A 20389-nucleotide genomic window follows, 5' to 3' on the forward strand; every position below is an offset into this window, starting at 1 on the left:
GCCGGGGAGGGGGGAGCCAGCATGTTCGCCAAGATCGCTCGGTTCGAGCTCAGTTATCAGATGCGCGGCCCGGTCTTCTGGGTCGTCGCGATCCTGTTCTTCCTGCTGACCTATGGGTCGATGGCGATCGAAGAGATCCAGATCGGCAGCGGCGGCAACGTCCACGCCAATTCGCCGTTGGCGATTGCGCAGATCAACCAGATCCTGTCGCTGTTCTACATGTTCGTGACCACCGCCTTTGTCGCCAACGTGATCGTGCGCGACGACGAAAGCGGCTTCGGACCGATGGTGCGATCGACCCGGGTCAGCAAGTTCGATTATCTGATCGGGCGCTTCACCGGGGCGTTCATCGCGGCGGCGGTCGCGTTCCTGGCGATCCCGCTGGCGATCTGGATCGGATCGCTGATGCCGTGGCTGGACCCGGAAACGCTGGGGCCGAACCGGCTGCGCGACTATGCCTTTGCCTATTTCGTGCTGGCGCTGCCCAATTTGTTCCTGACCGCCGCGATCTTCTTTGCGGTCGCCACGCTGACGCGCTCGATGATGTACAGCTATCTGGGCGTTGTCGTGTTCCTGGTCTTGTGGACGGTGTTCAGCGCGGTCGCCAGCAACAACCCGGAATGGCGCGATACCGTCAGCCTGGTCGAACCCTTTGGCCTGGCGGCGCTAGCCAACATCACGCGCTATTGGACGGCGGCGGAAAGCAACGCCAACGTGCCCGAAATCGCCGGCTTGCTGCTCAACAATCGTCTGCTGGTCATCGCCCTGGGCGTTGCCGCGGTCGCCTTTGCCTATTCGCGGTTCAGCTTTGCCGAGCGCGGCGCATCGAAACGCGCGCTGCGCCGCCAGGAGAAGCGCGCTGCCCGGCTGGCCGCGACCGCACCGGCGGTGGTCGACCGCCTGCCCGCCGCGCATCCCGAACGCGCAGGCTGGACCCAGCTCTGGTCGCGCTGCCGCTTTGAAATGGCGCAGGTCTTCCGCAGCCCGGCCTTTTTCGTGCTGCTGCTGGTCGGCCTGTTCAACGCCGTCGGCGGGTTGCTGTTCGCCAACGAAATCTACGGCACGCCCGCGCGCCCGATCACCGTCACGGTGATCCAGACGCTGGCGGGCACCTTCACGATCATCCCGGTCATCATTGCGATCTACTATGCCGGCGAGCTGGTCTGGCGCGACCGCGACCGCAAGATGCACGAGATCATCGACGCGACCGCGCTGCCCAACTGGGCTTATGTCGTGCCCAAGACGCTGGCGGTGACCGGCGTGCTGTTCGCGACGCTGGCGGTATCGGCGATCGCCGGCATCATCGTCCAGCTGGCGCGCGGTGGTGCGGCGATCGAACTGGGCAGCTATTTCGCCTTCTACCTGCTCCCCTACACGATCGACATGCTGCTGATCGCGATCCTGGCGGTGTTCGTCCAGGCGGTCAGCCCGAACAAATATATCGGCTGGGGCATCATGGTCGTCTATCTGGTCGCGTCGATCACCCTGTCATCGATCGGCTTCGAACACCCGCTCTATCAATATGGCGGCAGCGGCGCGGCGCGGTTGTCCGACATGAACGGCGACCAGGTTGGCGGTCCGGGCGGCTGGTGGCTGCGGCTCTACTGGGCGGGGTTTGCGATCATCCTGGCGACGCTGGCGCACCTGTTGTGGCGGCGCGGGGCGGAGACCCGGCTGGCACCGCGCCTGGGCCGCGTACCGGCGCGGCTCAGGGGCCCGGCGGGCGGCATCATCGCGGCTGCCGGTGCCCTGTTCGTGGCCAGCGGCGTGTGGGCCTATCACAACACCAACCAGCTCAACACCTATCGCACCCGCGACGATCGCGAGGCCTTGCAGGCCAAATATGAGAAGAAGTATCTGCAATATGAGAAGCTGAAACAGCCCTCGATCACCGCGATCAAGCTGGACGTCGCGCTCTATCCGTCGCAGCGACGGATGACCGCGGCCGGCGCCTATGACCTGGTCAACGATACCGGCGCGCCGGTTCAGACATTGCATGTCCGGCTGCCGGACCCGGATACCAAGCTGGCCGCCGTCGACCTGCCCGGCGCGACGCTGGTGCAGGACGATACCGAGTTCCAGCATCGAATCTATCGCTTTGCCCAGCCGCTGGCGCCGGGCGCGCGCACCCGCATGACGTTTCGCACCACCCGCGAACAGCGCGGATTTCGGGCGAGCGGCGACGACACCCGGCTGGTCGCCAATGGCACGTTCCTGAACAATTCGGAGTTCGCGCCGCAGATCGGCATGAATCGCGGCGAATTTTTGAGCGAGCGGACCAAGCGCCGCAAATACGGTCTGCCGCCCGAATTGCGCCTGCCCAAGCTGGAGGACGTGTCGGCGACCGAGCGCAACTATGTCGGCAACGCCGATTGGGTGCTGTCCGACATCACCGTCACCACCGATGCCGACCAGACACCGATCGCGCCGGGCAGCAAGGTGTCGGACGTGACGACCGGCGACCGGCGCACCGCGCGCTTCGTGTCGAAGGCACCGATCCTGGCTTTCTTCTCGGTCCAGTCGGCGCGCTATGCCGAAAAGACCGCGACGGCGGGGCCGGTCAAGCTCTCGGTCTTCTATCACCCCGAACATGACTTCAACGTGGACCGGATGCTGAAGGCGATGCAGCTGTCGCTCGGCTATTACGAGCCGGCGTTCGGCCCCTATCAGTTCGATTACGCCCGGATCATCGAATTTCCCGCCTATGCGAGCTTCGCGCAGGCTTTTGCGGGCACGATTCCCTATTCGGAGGCGATCGGCTTTGTCGCGGACACCCGCAATCCCGACGAAATCGACTATGTCACCTACATCACCGCGCATGAGCTGGGCCACCAATATTGGGCGCATCAGCTGATCAGCGCGGAAATGCAGGGCGGCACCGTGATGGTCGAGACGCTGGCGCAATATTCCGCGCTGATGGTGATGAAGAAGCTGTATGGCGAGGACAAGATCCGCCGGTTCCTGAAATATGAACTGGACAATTATCTGCGCTCGCGCGGCAGCGAGGCGATCGAGGAACTGCCGCTCAACCGGGTCGAGAACCAGCCCTATATCCACTACCGCAAGGGCTCGGTGGTGATGTACCTCCTCCAGGACCGGCTCGGCGAGGACCGGATGAACGCGATGCTGCGCGGGCTGCTCGACCGCTATCGCTTCAAGGGCGCGCCCTATGCACGGTCGACCGATCTGGTCGATGGTCTAAAGTCGCTCGCCCGCAATGACGAGGAACGCCAGCTGGTCAGCGACCTGATGGAGCGGATCACCGTCTATGACCTCAAGGTCAAGCAGGCGAAGACGCGCGCGCTGGCGGGCGGTCAATATGAGACCGTGCTGACGGTGGAAGGCGGCAAGTTCGACGTCGACGGCAAGGGCGTCGAGCGCGCGGTGCCGCTCGAAAATCAGATCGACGTGGGCGTGTTCATGAAGCGTCCGGGACTGGCCGCGTTCAGCCGCGCCGACGTGCTCGCGATGGAGCTTCGGCCGATCCGCACGGGCGTTCAGCAGGTGCGCGTGGTGACGCGCGGCAAGCCGGCCTTTGCCGGGGTCGATCCCTACAACAAATATGTCGATCGCAACTCGGACGACAATGTGGTGCCGGTGACGAGCTGACCGACTGACGCGCAGCGTACTTCCTCAAGATTGAACCTGACGCAATAAAGCCCCTCTCCTTTAGGGGAGGGGTTGGGGTGGGGGCTGTCCATTGAGAGGCTCATCGGAAATCAACGGCGCCGCGAAATTCAATCAAGTTTGCCCGTCACCCCGGACTTGATCCAGGGTGACGGAGAAATCTGGGATGCGCTGCGACCAGATGCGCATTCCGGGCCAGGCTTCGAGGATCGCGGCCGGGCAAGCTCCCCACCCATCCCTCCGTCGAAGGGCCAAGCCGACCTAAACAAAGCGGCGCGCTCCCCCGGGGGAACGCGCCGCTGCTGTTCCGGTCGATGCCGCGGTCGGATCAGAAGCCGATGCGGGTCCGCACCCCATAGAAGCGCGGCAGGCCCGGATAGCCGGCCGTGGTGCCGGTCTGTTCGGGCACCGGGAAGCCGGTGATGTTGTAATACTGGTCGAAGACATTCTCGACGAAGAACTCGACGCTGCGTTGCCGGTCCTCGCTCTGAATGCCGATGCGGGCATTGACCAGCGGATAGCCCGGGTTGCGCACCAGGGTGCGGCCGTTCACGTCGGGCGGCGTACCGGCGATGTTGACGGCGCTGTTATAGCGCATGTCGGCGTGGAGCAGCGCCTGATAGCCGCTGCTGCCCAGTGCCGGCGTCCAGGTCGTCGCCACCGTGACGACATTCCGCGGCTGGTTCAGGAACTGTTCGCCTTCCAGGCCCTGCAGCGGCGTGCCCGTGAAGTTGTTGCTCTCATCGAAGCTTGCGTCGAGATAGGTGTAGCCGGTGCGGATGATCAGCTCGCGGACGGGCTGGAAAATCGCCTCGGCCTCGACACCGCGTCCCGAGCCATCGGGCACGTTCAGGACGACGAAGTTGTTGCCGCTGAAGATGAGCGTCTGCAGGTCCTGGAACTTCTGGTAGAAGGCGGCGACGTTCAGCGTGAACTTGCGCGTGAAGCTCGCCTTGAACCCGACTTCGAAGCTGTCGACGACTTCCTTGCCGAACTCCAGATCCTCGGCCTGCGGGCCGTTGCCGCCCAGCAGCACGCTGTCGAACGTCGCCTGGTCGAGATTATAGCCGCCCGACTTGAAGCCGCGATCATAGCTGGCATAGCCCAGGATGTCGGGCGTGAACTTGTACGCGAGCTTGGCGGTGCCGGTGATCTGGCTGTCCGAGCGGCGGTCGTTGTAGACACCGTTGAACTCGTTGTTCACCGCCGGGTTGCAGCTGAGCAGGAACAGGTTGTTGAACAGCCCGGCACCGCGCAGGATGTTGGCATAGACGTTGGCCGCGGGGTTGCCCGCGCGCACCTGGTCAAAGAAGCCGCAGCTGCCGGTGTTGTTGTTGATCGATGCGTCCAGCGTCTTGCGCTCGTAATTGTAGCGCGCACCCAGCGTGATCGACAAATCGTCGGTCACGTTGATGATGTTATGGGTGAAGATCGCGAAGGCATCGGTCTTTACGCGGAAATCGTCATTGTTGTTGCCCTGGCCTGCTGCGGCGCGCGGCAGCGGTGCAAGCGACAGCGCGGCAAGCCCCGGCACCGTCGCCAGCGCGCCACGATAGGCGGTCACCAGCGGCGCCAGCGCACCATAGGCGGCCGGCGGTGCGGCCGGATTCGCGAGCACCTGGCCAAAGGTCGGAACCGTCGGGCCAAGCGAGCCGTAGAAGCTGACCGGCGTGCCGAACAGCGGGCGCAGCGCCGCGTTGAAGATGCTGTCGACATATTGGTTGGCATCGGTGCCGAAGCGCACCGTGTCGCGCAGCGTGTTGGTTTCGTTGAGGTAGAAGCCGCCGACCAGGAAGTCGAGCACGCCGCCGAAGGCCGAACCCTGGAACCGGATTTCCTGGGTGAAGTCCTTCAGCTCGTTGCGATAATCCTCGCGATACGCGCGATCGAGCCCGGAGAAGTCGATGTCCTGATCGCGCAGCACGCGCCAGTTGCGATAGGCGGTGATCGACGTCAGCTTGTTGTCGCCGATATCGATGTTGAATTCGCCTGAGAAACCCCAGTCCTTGACCGCCTCGCCATAGCCGCGCTCGGGCGAGATCGCCTGGGTGCGGTCCGACGGCGGGCCGGTGTAGAGGCCGTCGCGCCCGCGCGCGCCGGCAAGTCCCTCGACGATCGGCGCGAACTGGCCGGGCGTGATGTTCACCGCGCCACAGCATTCCTCATCGGTTTCGTAATAGTCGCCGATCAGGCGGAACGAGAAGGTCGAGGTGTCGTACAGCGCCTGGCCACGGACATAATAACGGTCGATATTGTTGATCGCGCGGTCCGAATTTGAATCTTCGATATAGCCGTCGCGCTTGCGATAGCCGGCGTCGACGCGCAGCGCGAGCGCCTCAGCCACCGGGCCGGTGATCGCGCCCTTGACGATGTACTGGTCGTAATTGCCGTAGGTGCCTTCGATATAGCCGCCCAGCTCGAACTTGGGCTGCGCGGTGAAGATCGACAGCGCGCCGGCCGAGGTGTTGCGGCCGAACAGCGTGCCCTGCGGCCCGCGCAGCACTTCGACGCGCTCGAGCTCGGGCAGCTCGGCGAGCGCGACGCCTGCGCGCGCGCGGAACACGCCGTCGATGAACACGCCGACCGCCGGTTCGAAACCGGGATTGTCGCCCGCGGTGCCGACGCCGCGGATGAAGATCGACGAACCGGTCGCCGACGACTGGCCAGTCGTGGTCTGAAGGCTGGGCGCAAGCTGTTCGAGGCCGCGAATGTCCTGGACGCCGGCGTTTTCCAGCAGCTCGGTGCCGACGGCGGTGATCGCGATCGGGACTTCCTGGACCGTCTCGTTGCGTCGGGTTGCCGTGACGACGATGTCGTTGGCGGAATCATAGTCTTCCTGGACGGCGGGCGCGTCGGGCGCACTGTCCTGGGCAAAGGCCGGCGTGGCGATCAGCAGCGACAGCGCGGTCGCCGACAGGAAGTCGGTGCGTTTCATTCTTGCGTTCCCCTCCAGGGCACCGACCCTAGTCCAAGGGTACGGTTGCTTTTCTTGTGTCGCGCCAGCTAACGCTCACCTTCCGGGTGCGTCAACGGGATTTGGCGCGTTCGGCCACGTCGTCGGGCAGCAGTGCAAGAACGACACAGTTGCAAAGTGGAACCGATCGGGTTCTTCGCGGGGTTGCCGTAACGTCAAGCCCGACAAGGGAAATTGAGCATGGACCTGGATGACGACGACGCGATGAGCAACGGCGACCTGGTCGCCCCGCTGCCGAAGATTCCCGTGCCCGACGAGGTGGCCGACGCGGTGCGGACGCTGATTCGCTGGGCGGGCGACGATCCGGCGCGCGAAGGGTTGCTCGACACGCCCAAGCGGGTGGCGCGCGCCTGGCGGGAATATTGCTCGGGCTATGACGAGGATCCGGCGCATCACCTGGAGCGCGTGTTCGAGGAAGTCGGCGGCTATGACGACATCGTCCTGCTGCGCGACATCCCGTTCCAGTCGCATTGCGAGCACCATATGGCGCCGATCATCGGCAAGGCGCACATCGCCTATCTGCCGACCAACTGGGTGGTGGGCATCTCGAAGCTCGCTCGCGTGCTGCACGGCTATGCGCGCCGGTTGCAGGTGCAGGAGCGCCTGACCGCCGAAGTCGCCGACTGTATCTGGACGCACCTGAAGCCCCGCGGCGTCGCGGTGGTGATCGAGGCGAGCCACGCCTGCATGACCGCGCGCGGCGTCCGCACCCCCGGCGTGTCGATGACCACCAGCCGCATGATGGGCGTGTTCCGGGACGATGAACGCTCGCGCCGCGAGGTGCTGGCGCTGATGGGGCAGAAATAGAGGGCGGGGTTCTGCGGCTTGGGGCTGCGTTGTGTCCTTCGATACGGGTCTTCGGCTTCGCTCAGCCCCTACTCAGGATGAGCGGTTCTTTTTGGTTTCAATCTGACATCACACCCGCTCATCCTGAGTAGCGACTGAGCTTGGCGAAGGCGCGTATCGAAGGACGCGCACGACCCCAGCTCCCATCACCCCCGCGCCGCATTTGCCGCGCTGATGACCGCGCGCACGCTGGCGGTGGCGACATCCTCGTCGATGCCGACGCCCCAGTGGGTGCGGCCGTCGCCATCGATGCACTCGACATAGGCGGCGGCGCGCACGTCCGATCCCTTGCCGATCGCGTGCTCGCTATAGTCGGCGACATCCAGCTCGATCCCGCACGCCTCGCGCAGCGCCGCGACGACGCTGGAGATCAGGCCGTTGCCGCGCCCGCTGACCGACCGGCGCTCGCCCGCCACGACGATGCAGCCGGCAAAGATGCGGTCGCCGTCGGGTGCGCGCGTTTCCTCATAAGCTTCCAGCGTGATCGGCTGTGCGCCGTCCAGCCGATAGGCGCGCTCGAACGCGCCCCAGATGTCGTCGGCATTGAGCTCGCGGCTGGTCGCGTCGGCCAGCGCCTGGACGTGGCGGCTGAAATCGGCCTGGAGCCTCTTGGGCAGCTTCAGCCCCTTGTCCTGTTCCAGCACCCAGGCGACGCCGCCCTTGCCCGATTGCGAATTGACGCGGATCACCGCCTCGTAACTGCGGCCGAGATCGGCGGGGTCGATCGGCAGATAGGGCACGTCCCAGACCTGGTCGTTGCGCGCCGCCTGCGCGGCAAACCCCTTCTTGATCGCGTCCTGGTGGCTGCCCGAAAAAGCGGTGAACACCAGTTCGCCGGCATAGGGGTGGCGCGGATGGACGGGCAGCTGGTTGCAATATTCGACTGTGCCGATCACCGCGTCGATGTCGGAGAAATCCAGGCCCGGGTCGATCCCCTGGGTGTACATGTTGAGCGCCAGCGTCACGAGGTCGCAGTTTCCCGTGCGCTCGCCATTGCCGAACAGGCACCCCTCGACCCGGTCGGCCCCCGCCATCAGCCCCAGCTCCGCCGCGGCGATGCCGGTGCCGCGATCGTTGTGAGGGTGCAGGCTCAGCACCACGCTTTCCCGATTGCGGATATGGCGGCCGAACCATTCGATCTGGTCGGCATAAATGTTGGGGGTGGCGCACTCGACCGTAGCGGGCAGGTTGAGGATCAGCGGGTGATCGGGCGTCGGGCGGAGCACCTCCATCACCGCCTCGCACACCTCCAGGCTGAAATCGAGTTCGGCGGTGGAGAAGGTTTCGGGCGAATATTCGAAATGCCAGTCGGTATCGGGCTGGGCGGCGGCGCAATCGCGCAGGATCTTTGCGCCCGTCACCGCGATCTCGCGCACTTCGTCGCGGCTCATCCCGAACACGATCCGCCGCCACGCCGGGCTGACCGCGTTATAGAGGTGAACGATCGCCTTGGACGCACCGCGCAGGCTTTCGAAGCTGGTCTCGATCAGGTCGCGGCGCGACTGGGTCAGCACCTGCACCGTCACGTCGTCGGGAATGCGCCCGTCGCGGACCAGGCCGGAGATGAAGTCGAACTCGGTCGCGCCGGCCGAAGGGAACCCGACCTCGATCTCCTTGATGCCGATGCGGACGAGCAGGTCGAAGAAGCGCGTCTTCTTCTCCGCATCCATCGGGTCGATCAGCGCCTGGTTGCCATCGCGCATGTCGGTCGACAGCCAGCGCGGCGGCGCGGTGATGGTGCGCGACGGCCATTGCCGGTCGGGCAGGTCGACCTGTGGGAAGGGGCGATATTTGACGGACGGGTCGCGGAGCATGGTCGGCGGCTCTTTTCGCTGGCGTTGGGTTCGGTCGGCGGCGTTTCACCCTCAAGGGGGACGCGCAACCGCGCTACCCCCTCAAGGGCAGGTAAGCAGCAGGGCGAACAGCTTCGGCGCAACGATCATGCGCGGGTGATGGCGCAGGCGACGGATGATGTCCAGTGGAGAGTGGGGCACTGGAGAACGAAGCGCCGCTCGCTTGGACCTGGCCGACACACCAAAAAACCGCTCATCCTGAGTAGGGACTGAGCTTGGCGAAGGCCCGTATCGAAGGACGCGCGCTTGCTCTCGTCCTTCGATACGCCGGTTCGACAAGCTCAGCGGCTACTCAGGATGAGCGGTTCAAACGATTTTGAACCATGTTGTTGCCGGGCAGGGGTTGGGGTGGGGCCTGTCCGCGCGATCTCCGTCCGCCAGGCCCCCGCCACCTCACTGCTTTTCGAACGCGACGCTGATGTCCAGTTCGACCTCATCGCCGACCAGGGGAATGCCATAGCTGACGCCGAAATCGGAACGCTTGATCGTCGTCTCGGCCTCGAAGCCGACGGTTTCCTTCTTGTTGTAGGGGTTGGTGCCCGCGCCGACGAACTCGGCCTCCAGCGTCACCGGCTTGGTCACGCCGTTGAGCGTCAGGTTGCCGGTGATCTCGGCTTCCATGCCGTTGACCTTGACCGCGGTGGAGACGAAGCGGGCAGGGGCCGGGCTGGGGCCGAAGAAATCGGGCTTGCCGCCGTCCTTGCCGGCACGCAGCAGATGCTCGGTCAGCCCCTTGCTGGCGGTGGTGACGCCCGCGACGGGGATGGTCACGTCGACCTTGGCCGCCGCCGGGTTCTTGGGATCGAGCACCAGCGTGCCCGCGACGTCGCCGAAGATGCCGTAATAATCGTTGAAGCCGAAGTGGTTGACCTCAAAGCCGATCAGCGAATGCGACGGGTCGGTCGCATAGGTGCCGCCGGTGATGCGGCTGGCATCCTGTGCCCCCGGCACCTGCGGCGTGGACTGGCCAACCAGCGGCGTGGCGACGGCAAGGGCGATGACGGCAGTCAGGATCGGACGCATGGAGGATTCCCCGTATGGTGAAAGACGTAAGGGAAATAGGGGCTTGTGGGGGCGATGTGAACCGTGCGGCGCGGAAACCGATCGTTTCGGAGGGGACTCGCAGCTAACTGCAAAGTCATTCTACTGAGATACTTTGTGCTCAGGCTCAAACGGGATCGCGGAGGAGAGCGCCGCCGCTCCAAACCAACGTGGCGTAAACATTTTGGCCGGGCGACTGTTTCGGTACCGACTAACGACTCCAGCCAGATCGGTAAGCGTCGAAGCAACCTCTAAATATAAAGCATCGCCAATCGGGAGTGGTGCACTATCTAAGCGTTCTAGCGCCCGACCGGCTCGTACAAAATGATCTCGCAACTCGGGAGCTGTGTGCATCGCAGTTGAGAACAGCCGATACATAGGGGAGCGCCCCGCAACAGTCTTTCTTAGTTCATGCACTTCAACTACATGGGATAACAGCCAATAATCGCGTGCAAATGAGATAGCATCATAACATATGTCGATTACGCCTGCCATTTGGTGGTCAAATTCGGCTCGCTGTCTGGCGGTTTCCGCGAGTCTCCACTGTAAGACACTGCCATATAATCCGATTGTACCGCCGATTAGAACACCCACGAGTCCGGAAATTATTTCGGGCGTCACATTTTCCCCATGTTTTATCCAAGGCTATGCCGGCTAGCAGTTAAGCTCCTCAATTCCGCTCGCGATCCACCAGCTTGTTCGCGCCGATCCACGGCATCATCGCGCGCAGTTCGCTGCCGACCTTCTCGATCGGGTGGGCGGCGGCGGCCTTGCGGGCGGCCTTCAGCTCCGGCTGGCCGGCGCGGTTGTCGAGGACGAAGTTCTTGACGAAGCGCCCCGACTGGATGTCGGCGAGCACGCGCTTCATCTCGGCCTTGGTCTCCGGCGTGATGATCCGCGGGCCGGTGGTGATGTCGCCATATTCGGCGGTGTTGCTGATCGAATAGCGCATGTTGGCGATGCCGCCTTCATAGAGCAGGTCGACGATCAGCTTGGTCTCATGCAGGCACTCGAAATAGGCCATTTCGGGCGCATATCCCGCCTCGACCAGCGTCTCGAACCCGGCCTGGATCAAGTGGGTGATCCCACCGCACAGCACGGCTTGTTCGCCGAACAGGTCGGTTTCGCACTCTTCCTTGAAATTGGTCTCGATGATGCCCGAACGCCCGCCGCCGACGCCGCTGGCATAGGCGAGCGCGACGTCGTGCGCGTTGCCGCTCGCGTCCTGATGGATCGCGATCAGGCAGGGGACACCGCCGCCACGGACATATTCGGAGCGGACGGTGTGGCCCGGGCCCTTGGGCGCGATCATGATGACGTCGATATCGGCGGGCGGCTCGATCAGCCCGAAATGGACGTTGAGGCCATGGGCAAAGGCGATCGCGCTGCCCGGCTTCATCCGCCCCTTGATGTCGTGCTCATAGATCGCCGCCTGATGCTCGTCGGGGGCGAGGATCATCAGGATGTCCGCCCAGGCGGCGGCATCGGCGGTCGACATGACCTTGAACCCTGCATCGGTCGCCTTGCGCGCGGTCGCCGAGCCTTCGCGAAGGGCGACCGCGACATTTGCCACGCCCGAATCGCGCAGATTCTGGGCATGGGCATGGCCCTGGCTGCCATAGCCGACGATCGCGATGTTCTTGCCCGTGATCAGGTTCAGGTCGGCGTCACGATCATAATAGACACGCATGGTAGGTCTGCTCCCTGTGGCACGTCCCTCGACTTCGCTCGGGACGAACGGTGATGGTATTGAGACTTCGTTCGTTTCGAGCGAAGTCGAGAAACGTGAGATGGCTGCGACGGATCGGGCTCAGGCGGCTTCGTTCCCCCGCGAAATCGCGACGATGCCGGTGCGGGCGATCTCGATCAGGCCGACTTCGCGCATCAACTCGACGAACTTGTCGATCTTTTCGGTGCCGCCGGTCACTTCAAACACGAAGCTGGAGATGGTCGCGTCGACCACGCGGGCGCGGTAGACTTCGGCCAGCCTCAGCGCCTCGATCCGCATGTCGCCGGTGCCGCGTACCTTGACCAGCGCCAGCTCGCGCTCGACATGCGGGCCCATCACGGTCAGGTCGCTGACCTTGTGCACCGGCACCAGCCGCTCGAGCTGGGCGACGATCTGTTCGAGCACCGACGCGCTGGCCGAGGTGACGATGGTGATGCGGCTGACCGAATCGTCGTCGCTGATCTCGCTGACCGTCAGGCTTTCGATGTTGTAGCCCCGCGCGGTGAACATGCCGGCGATCCGCGCCAGGATCCCGGGCTCGTTGTCGACGAGGACGGCGAGGGTGTGCCGCTCGCGCAGTTCTTCCTTGATGTGCATGTTACTCTCCAGCTCCTCCCCGAGCTTGCTCGGGGAGGTGGCAGCACGAAGCGCTGACGGAGGGGCGCTGGCGTAGCCGGCGAGCTGCGCTCGCGGCCCCTCCACCGCTCTGCGAGCGGTCCCCCTCCCCGAGCAAGCTCGGGGAGGACCTGTCCATCCAATCCATCATTACACCAGCGCCTTGGCTTCGTCGTCCATTTCGCCCGAGACTTGGGCGGCACCCAGCAGCATGTCGGTGTGCGCCGCGCCGCTGGGAATCATCGGGAAGCAGTTGGCGAGCTTCGCCACCCGGCAATCGACGATCACCGGGCCGTCATGCGCCAGCATGTCGGCGATCCCCGCGTCAAGCTGGTCGCGTCGTTCGATCAGGATGCCCTTCCAGCCATAAGCCTCGCCCAGCTTCACGAAATCGGGCAGGCTGTCCGAATAGCTCTCGGCATAGCGCGACTGATAGGTCAGCTCCTGCCACTGGCGGACCATCCCCATATATTCGTTGTTGAGGATGAAGATCTTGACGGGCAGGCGATATTGCGTCGCCGTCGCCAGTTCCTGGATGTTCATCTGGATCGACGCTTCGCCGGCGATGTCGATGACCAGCGCATTCGGGTTGCCCAGCTGCGCGCCGATCGCGGCGGGCAGGCCATAGCCCATCGTGCCCAGGCCGCCGCTGGTCAGCCATTTGTTGGGCTGTTCGAAATGGAAATGCTGTGCCGCCCACATCTGGTGCTGGCCGACTTCGGTAGTGATGATCGGGTCGCGGTGGCGGGTCGCTTCCCACAGCGCCCGGATCGCGCGCTGCGGCATGATATCGGTCCCGCGCTCATCGAATTCCAGGCAGCGTTTGGCGCGCCAGCCGTCGATCCGCGCCCACCATTCGGCCAGATCGGGCTTGGGCAACTGCCGCGTTTTCCAGATGCGGACCATGTCCTCCAGCGCGTGGCCGACATCGGCGACGACGGCCAGGTCGACGCGCACCACCTTGTTGATCGACGAGCGGTCGATATCGATGTGGATCTTGCGGCTGTGCGGGCTGAACGCATCCAGCCGCCCGGTAACGCGATCGTCGAAGCGGCTGCCGAGCGCGACGATCAGGTCAGCCTTGTTCATCGCCATATTGGCTTCATAGGTGCCGTGCATCCCCAGCATCCCCAGCCATTGCGGCGAGGAAGCGGGGAGGGCACCCAGCCCCATCAGCGTGGAGGTGACCGGCGCGCCGGTGATCCGGGCGAGCTCGCGCAGCAGTTGCGACGCCCCCGGCCCGGAATTGATGATGCCGCCGCCGGTGTAGAGGATCGGGCGCTCGGCCGCCGCGATCATCTCCACCGCCGCCTCGATCGCGGCGCGGTCCGCCTTCACCTGCGGGCGATAGGTCTTGTGCTGGATCGGTCCGGGCTTGGCATAGCGCGCGGTCGCGACCTGGACGTCCTTGGGGATGTCGACCACCACCGGGCCGGGACGGCCCGAGGTCGCGATGTGGAACGCCTCGTGGATCACGTCGCCCAGCCGCGCCGGATCCTTCACCAGGTAATTATGCTTGGTGCAGTGGCGGGTGATGCCGACCGTGTCGGCCTCCTGAAATGCATCGGTGCCGATCAGCGTCGTCGGGACCTGTCCCGTGATGACGACCATCGGGATCGAATCCATCAGCGCGTCGGTGATGCCGGTGACCGCATTGGTGGCGCCGGGGCCGGAGGTGACCAGCACGACGCCGGGCTTGCCGGTCGACCGCGCATAGCCCTCCGCGGCATGGGTCGCGGCCTGTTCGTGACGGACCAGGATGTGGCGGATCCGCTTCTGCTTGAACAGCGCATCGTAGATCGGGAGCACCGCGCCGCCGGGATAGCCGAACACGACCTCCACACCGAGGTCGCACAACGCCTCGATCAGGATGTCGGCTCCGCTCTTCTCCGCCACGTCGGGTCTCCAATAACCGGGCAAAACCGCCTTGCCGGCGCGTTTAGCACAAAAGTGAGCGGCGCTGCTAACCGCATTAAAAATGCGCGTCAACCGTTAAATTTGTAATCTTCTTTCAAATTCGATCCGCGACATTGTCGGATCTACGTGCGAGATGCGCGGCCACTCAGGCGGCGGCTGGTGGCGGAACCAGGTATATTGGCGCTTGGCATATTGGCGGGTCGCGGCCTGCGCGCGGGCGAGCGCGGTCGCGCGGTCGATGCGCCCCGCCAGCCATTCCGCGATTTCGGTCACGCCGATCGCGCGGCGCACCGGCGCGCTCGCGGCGACGTCGGGACGGGCGATCAGCGCGCGCACTTCGTCGACCGCGCCACCGTCGAACATCGCCGCCAGCCGCCGGTCGCAGCGTTCGGCGAGCCAGGCGCGCTCGGGCAGCAATATCGACGCGACGATCGCCACGCGTCCGCCGATGCCGCCCACCCGGTCCGCCTGCCATGCACGCAGCGGCCGTCCGGTCGCACGTACCACCTCCAGCGCGCGGGCGACGCGGGTCGTGTCGGTCGCGCGCAGCAGTGCCGCGCCCGCCGGGTCGAGCCGTGCCAGTTCGGCATGCGCCGCCGCGACGGGCAGCGCGCGGACCTCGGCGCGCAGCTCGGGCGGAATGTCGGGCACCGGCGCAATGCCGTCGATCAGGGTGCGTAGATACATGCCCGTTCCGCCGACCAGGATCGGCAACGACCCGGCGGCGATCGCCGCGTCGATCGCGGCGGCGGCTTCCGCGGCCCACTGCGCCGCCGAATAGGGCTGCGCACCGTCGACATGCCCGAACAGCCGGTGCGGGGCCTGTGCCTCCTCCGCGACGGTGGGGCGCGCCGACAGGACGCGCAGGTCGCGATAGACCTGGGCGGAATCGGCGTTGATGATCGTGCCGCCGGTGCATTTCGCCAGTTCGAGCGCAAGCGCGGACTTGCCGCTGGCCGTCGGCCCTGCAATGAGCGCGACTTTCGGGGGTTCAAGGGAAGGTGCGATGTTCATCGCGACCGTGATAGCAGCGGCCGGCGTTCATGCGGGCGATATTTCGGAACTGCGCGACCGGCTGCACGACGCCGGCTGCGGGCCGGTCGACTGGGGCTGGATCGACGACGGGATCGCCGCCGACATCGCGTTCGGGCTGGCCCCCGATGCGGCGCGCGTCGCGCTGGAGGGAGCGATCGCGCGGTCGGACATCGTCGTTCAGCCCGCGCATGGCCGGCGCAAGCATTTGCTGGTCGCCGATATGGATTCGACGATGATCACCGTCGAATGCATCGACGAGCTGGCCGACTATGCGGGGCTGAAGGCGGAGATTTCCGCCGTTACCGAGCGCGCGATGCGCGGCGAACTCGATTTCGAGGCCGCGCTCGATTCACGCGTCGCGCTGCTCGCCGGGCTCGAGGAGGGGACGATCGACGAATGCCTCGCCGACCGGGTGGAGGTCATGCCCGGCGCGGTCGAACTGGTGCGCACGATGCGCGGCTGGGGCGCGGTGACGGTGCTGGTCTCCGGCGGCTTCACGCGGTTTGCCGAACCGGTCGGGGCGACGATCGGCTTCGACCGCGTGATCGCCAACCGGCTGGAGATCGCGGACGCAAAGCTGACGGGCCGGGTGCTTCGCCCGATCGTCGATGCGCGCGTGAAGGAACAGGTGCTGCTCGACACCGCCGCCGCCGAACGGCTCGATCGCCCGGCCACGCTTGCGGTCGGCGACGGGGCGAACGACCTGCCGATGCTGCGCGCGGCGGGGCTGGGGATCGCCTATCACGCCAAGCCGGTGGTCGCCGCCGAAGCGGATGCGCGGATCGGTCACCACGACCTGACCGCCTTGCTCTACGCGCAGGGCGTGCCCCGCGCGCAATGGGTGGAATGAAGCGGGTTCAGGGCCTGACGGGCAGGCAGGGGGTGCCGGTCGCCTTCACCGCTGTGCACGCGGCCCCGGCCTCGCTCGCTCCGGCGAACGGGCCGACCTGAAGCCGGGTCACGCCGCCCGATGCGACATAGCTGGGCGTTCGGCCGGCAAATGGCGCGACCTGCCCCGACAGCCGGCCCCACAACGCGCGCGCGTTGGCGGCGTCCTTGAACGCGCCGAGCTGGACCCGCCACGCACCCTGCGCCGATGGCGGCGCGGCCGATGCTGTGGTCGCGGGGACCTTTCCCGGTGGCTTTGGCGCGGCCGCCAGTCCGATCGCCGGCGTACCGATCGCGCGTGCCTTGCGCGGCCCGCGGCCGGGCAATGTCGCGGCGAGCTTGAGCGCGCGCTGGCGCTCCTGCACCGACAGATACAGGTCCATCTGATCCAGCGTCGTCGCGGCCTGTGGCAGGTTGGTGTCGCCCGCGCGCAGCACCAGGGCATAGGCGCGGACCCAGTCCTTCGCCACGCCCTCGCCGTTGAAATACATGGTGCCCAGCACGAACTGCGCGCGCGGCTCGCCCCGGCTGGCGGCGCGGTCGAGCCAGGTCACCGCGTCGGCGAAGCGGTCGCGCTGATGCAGCGCCAGGCCGTACATCTCCTCGGCCTTCTGATGCCCCTGCAGCGCGGCGCGGCGATAATAGTCCTCCGCCTGGTTCAGGTCCGCGGGCACGCCGCGGCCGAGCTTATACGCCTGGGCCAGATTGAACTGCGCGTCCGCGTCGCCGGCGTCGGCCAGGGGGCGCCACGCCTGGACGGCTGCGGAATAATCGCCACGCTCCCACGCATCGACGCCCGCCTTGACGGCCTCGGGACCGCCTGCCTGGGCGCGTCCGGCGACCGGCACCATGGCCGATATGACCAGCGCCGTCGCCAGCATCGCCGTCCGCCCGTGCTTCATCGCTGCCGCTCCCGTGCCGTCGCGCATCCTTTATTCCGGATAAACCGGCATTGGCAAAGAATTGGTAAGCGGCATGCAAACGCCATTAACGGCTTTTTATCATCCCGCATGGCAAGCGAGCATCTGGATAGCCAATATCAGGGGTTCCGATGCGAGTTTTGGCGATGGCGTCGCAAAAGGGGGGATCGGGCAAGACCACCCTTTCCGGGCATCTAGCCGTTCAGGCCCAGCTGGCCGGGGCGGGGCCCGTCGTTCTGATCGACATCGATCCGCAGGGTTCGCTGTCCGATTGGTGGAACGAGCGCGAGACCGAATTTCCGGCCTTTGCCCAGACCACGGTCGCGCGGCTGGCCGCCGACCTCGAGGTGCTGCGCCAACAGGGCTTTCGCCTGGCGGTGATCGACACGCCGCCCGCCATCACCATGGCGATCCAGAGCGTGATCCAGGTCGCCGAACTCATCGTCATCCCGACGCGTCCCAGCCCGCACGACCTGCGCGCCGTCGGCGCGACCGTCGATCTGTGCGAGCGCGCCGGCAAGCCGCTGATCTTCGTGGTCAATGCCGCCACGCCCAAGGCCAAGATCACCTCGGAAGCCGCCGTCGCGCTGTCGCAGCACGGTACCGTCGCCCCGGTCACCATTCATCACCGCACCGATTTCGCCGCGTCGATGATCGACGGGCGCACCGTCATGGAAATCGACCCCAATGGCCGGTCGTCGCAGGAAGTGATCGCGCTGTGGAGCTACATCTCCGACCGGCTCGAAAAGAATTTCCGCCGTACCGTGTTCGCCGCGCCCGTCGCGCATGGCGCGGGCTTCGGCAATGTCCGTCAGGCCGCCGGCTTCGGCCGGCGCGTGGTCAGCTAAAGGGTCAGGATGATGTTCGGTAGTTCCAAACCCGCTGCTTCGCTGTCCTCCGGGCTGCTCGCCCGCAAGGGCCAGGCGCGCCCGGCCATGCGTCCCCAGGGCTTTGTCGGCTTTCCTGCCAACGGCACGCTCGAAGATCTGGGCTGGAACGACATGGGCGGCGAACCCGCCCCGGTCGCGCAGCCCTTCGCCCCCGACATGCTGCCGCCGGTCGATCCGGAAGCCGCGCCGCTGCCCCAGGTGCTGCGCCAGCGCGCGTCGCTGAAGGCCGAATTCGACGCCGCCGCAGCCGATGAAGCCGGCGAAGACGACGTCGTCGCCGACACCGCATTCGCCTCGCTCGACCGCGCGCTCGCGCCCCGCCCGGTGCCGGTGGAAATGCCCGCCGAAGTTGCCGCGGTGCCGACGCCGGAACTGCGGCCGGTCTCGCTCAACACCGCCGCGCGCATCAAGCGCGAGACGGTGACGAAGCAGGCGAAGGCGGCGTTCACGCTGCGCCTCGATGCCGAACGGCACCTGCGCCTGCGGCTCGCCTCCGCCGTGCGCGGCGCGTCGGCGCAGAAGCTGGTGACCGAGGCGCTGGACCAATTCCTGGCGGCACTGCCCGAAGTGGACGCGCTGCTCGACCAACTGCCCACCGGCAAGGATCGCAAATCGAGGGGGAAGGCATGAAGTCCCGTACGCTGTTCTCCAGTGCCCTGACGGCGCTGGTCCTGGTTGCGCCGGTCGGCGTGATGACCGGCATCGGCGTCATCGCCCAGGCGAGCGACCAGAGTGCCGAGGCCCGGATGAAGATGGCCGCCGTCGCGGTGGAAAAGGCCGAAAAGGCGCTGGCCAAGGGCCGGACCGACCTGGCCATCCGCCATGCGGAAAGCGCGGTCGCCTATGTGCCGACCAACCCGGCCTATCGCATGCTGCTCGGCCAGTCCTATCTGTCGGGCGGGCGCTTTGCCTCGGCGGCGCAGACCTTCAACGACGTGGTCCAGCTTGATCCCGCCAACGGGCGCGCCGCGCTGCACCTCGCGCTTGCGCAGACCGCGCTCGGCGACTGGGTCGCGGCGCGGTCGACGCTGGAAACGCACGCGACGCTGATCTCGCCGACCGACCGGGGCCTCGCGCTCGCGCTCGCCGGCGATCCCGGCACCGCCATCGCCATTCTGGGCGAAGCCGCGCGCGCGCCCGACGCCGATGCGAAGGTGCGCCAGAATCTCGCGCTGTCGCTCGCGCTCGCCGGCCGCTGGGCCGAGGCCCGCGCGGTCGCGGCGTTCGATGTGCTGCCCGGCGAACTCGACAAGCGCATGCTCGAATGGGCCAGCTTCGCGCGTCCCCAGACCGCGGCGGACCAGGTCGCGACGCTGCTCGGCGTCACCCCCGCGGCGGACCAGGGCCAGCCGGTCCAGCTTGCGCTGGTGACGAGCGGACCCGCACTGGCCGTCACCATGCCGGCCGACGAAGTCGCTGCCGAAGCGCCGGCGCCGGTCGATGCCGCGCCCGTCGACATCGCACCGGTCGCGGTTGCGGTCGCGCCGGTCGCGCCGGTCGCGGAGCCTGCGCCGGTCGAAACCGGCACTGCGGCTGCGGTCTCGGACCAGCCCGCGATCGTCTTCGCGCCGCGTCAGGAGGTCGTCCAGACGATCAAGCCCGTCGCCAATGTCCGCCCCGCGCGCGTCGCTGCTCCGGCCAAGCCAGTGCTGTCGGTCGGCGCGATGGCCGCCAAGCCGGCCGCGCCGCGCAGCTTCGCCTCGGGCACTTTCTATGTTCAGCTCGGCGCGTTCGACAACGCCGCGGTCGCGCAGGATGCGTGGCGGCGGATGAACCGGCGCCACGCCGCGCTGGGCAAGCTGACCCCGCATGAACATCAGGTCGAACTGAACGGCACCAGCTTCTATCGCCTGTCGGTCGGCGGCTTCACGCGCGGCGATGCCGACGCGCTGTGCCGGACGATCCGGGCGCGGGGCGACCGCTGCTTCGTGCGCGGCACCACCGGCGAAAAGGTCGCGAGCTGGCACAAGGGCTTCGCGCTCGCCAGGCGGGGATGACGAATCGGCGGGCCGGCCAGCCGCCGGCTCGTCGCGATCTTGCGCGCTGGCTTTTCG

14 protein-coding genes are annotated in these 20389 nt (G+C 66.2%); 6 read left to right on the plus strand and 8 right to left on the minus strand.

Going from position 1 to position 20389, the window contains the following annotated elements:
• The first annotated feature begins 21 nt into the window (after positions 1 to 21).
• Positions 22 to 3609 carry an ABC transporter permease/M1 family aminopeptidase gene (locus AX709_RS13425; protein ID WP_066550044.1) on the plus strand — a complete coding sequence of 1196 codons (3588 nt, stop codon included), beginning with the start codon at positions 22 to 24 and terminating at the stop codon, positions 3607 to 3609.
• A 346-nt stretch (positions 3610 to 3955) separates the two neighbouring features.
• On the opposite strand, the gene AX709_RS13430 is transcribed toward AX709_RS13425, so the two are convergent.
• Positions 3956 to 6562, minus strand: a complete 2607-nt coding sequence (locus AX709_RS13430; RefSeq protein ID WP_066550047.1) for a TonB-dependent receptor — start codon at positions 6560 to 6562, stop codon at positions 3956 to 3958.
• Between the two features lie 219 nt (positions 6563 to 6781).
• Here AX709_RS13430 and folE point away from each other — a divergent pair, with 219 nt between their 5' ends.
• A complete protein-coding gene (gene folE, locus AX709_RS13435; RefSeq protein WP_066550050.1) occupies positions 6782 to 7408 on the plus strand; it encodes a GTP cyclohydrolase I FolE in 627 nt (208 codons plus the stop codon).
• Positions 7409 to 7593: 185 nt separating this feature from the next.
• On the opposite strand, the gene leuA is transcribed toward folE, so the two are convergent.
• The 6 genes from leuA to miaA all read right to left on the minus strand — a co-directional run bounded on the left by leuA (position 7594) and on the right by miaA (position 15616).
• Complete coding sequence (gene leuA / locus AX709_RS13440; RefSeq protein WP_066550053.1) at positions 7594 to 9261, minus strand: 2-isopropylmalate synthase; 1668 nt, start codon at positions 9259 to 9261, stop codon at positions 7594 to 7596.
• Positions 9262 to 9693: 432 nt separating this feature from the next.
• The gene (locus AX709_RS13445; protein ID WP_066550056.1) at positions 9694 to 10323 is read right to left on the minus strand and encodes a YceI family protein; all 630 of its coding nucleotides are present in this window, start codon (positions 10321 to 10323) and stop codon (positions 9694 to 9696) included.
• Between the two features lie 688 nt (positions 10324 to 11011).
• On the minus strand, positions 11012 to 12031 hold the full coding sequence (gene ilvC / locus AX709_RS13450) for a ketol-acid reductoisomerase (RefSeq protein ID WP_066550059.1): 1020 nt from the start codon (positions 12029 to 12031) through the stop codon (positions 11012 to 11014).
• A 120-nt stretch (positions 12032 to 12151) separates the two neighbouring features.
• A complete protein-coding gene (gene ilvN / locus AX709_RS13455; RefSeq protein ID WP_066477563.1) occupies positions 12152 to 12667 on the minus strand; it encodes an acetolactate synthase small subunit in 516 nt (171 codons plus the stop codon).
• Between the two features lie 168 nt (positions 12668 to 12835).
• Positions 12836 to 14581: an acetolactate synthase 3 large subunit gene (locus AX709_RS13460; protein ID WP_066550061.1), complete on the minus strand. Its 1746-nt coding sequence runs from the start codon at positions 14579 to 14581 to the stop codon at positions 12836 to 12838.
• A 96-nt stretch (positions 14582 to 14677) separates the two neighbouring features.
• Positions 14678 to 15616 (minus strand): tRNA (adenosine(37)-N6)-dimethylallyltransferase MiaA, encoded by a 939-nt coding sequence (gene miaA / locus AX709_RS13465; RefSeq protein WP_066550062.1) that lies wholly within the window; start codon positions 15614 to 15616, stop codon positions 14678 to 14680.
• Between miaA and serB the strand changes: the two genes are divergently transcribed.
• Positions 15609 to 16487, plus strand: coding sequence for a phosphoserine phosphatase SerB (gene serB / locus AX709_RS13470; protein ID WP_066477573.1), 879 nt, complete (start codon positions 15609 to 15611; stop codon positions 16485 to 16487). The two genes, miaA and serB, sit on opposite strands and share 8 nt — an antisense overlap.
• Before the next feature lie 7 nt (positions 16488 to 16494).
• On the opposite strand, the gene AX709_RS13475 is transcribed toward serB, so the two are convergent.
• The gene (locus tag AX709_RS13475) at positions 16495 to 17454 is read right to left on the minus strand and encodes an SPOR domain-containing protein (RefSeq protein WP_066550063.1); all 960 of its coding nucleotides are present in this window, start codon (positions 17452 to 17454) and stop codon (positions 16495 to 16497) included.
• A gap of 122 nt (positions 17455 to 17576) precedes the next feature.
• On the opposite strand from AX709_RS13475, the gene AX709_RS13480 reads away from it, so the two are divergent.
• From AX709_RS13480 to AX709_RS13490, 3 genes are read left to right on the plus strand one after another with little or no spacing between them, the layout of a single operon-like run.
• Positions 17577 to 18293 (plus strand): ParA family protein, encoded by a 717-nt coding sequence (locus AX709_RS13480; RefSeq protein WP_066477579.1) that lies wholly within the window; start codon positions 17577 to 17579, stop codon positions 18291 to 18293.
• Positions 18294 to 18305: 12 nt separating this feature from the next.
• Positions 18306 to 18965, plus strand: a complete 660-nt coding sequence (locus AX709_RS13485) for a hypothetical protein (RefSeq protein WP_066477614.1) — start codon at positions 18306 to 18308, stop codon at positions 18963 to 18965.
• Positions 18962 to 20332 (plus strand): SPOR domain-containing protein, encoded by a 1371-nt coding sequence (locus tag AX709_RS13490; protein WP_066550065.1) that lies wholly within the window; start codon positions 18962 to 18964, stop codon positions 20330 to 20332. Before AX709_RS13485 ends, AX709_RS13490 begins: the two co-directional genes overlap by 4 nt.
• The last annotated feature ends 57 nt before the right edge of the window (positions 20333 to 20389 follow it).

Source organism: Sphingomonas sp. CCH15-F11 (assembly GCF_001557005.1).
Classification (GTDB): domain Bacteria; phylum Pseudomonadota; class Alphaproteobacteria; order Sphingomonadales; family Sphingomonadaceae; genus Sphingomonas.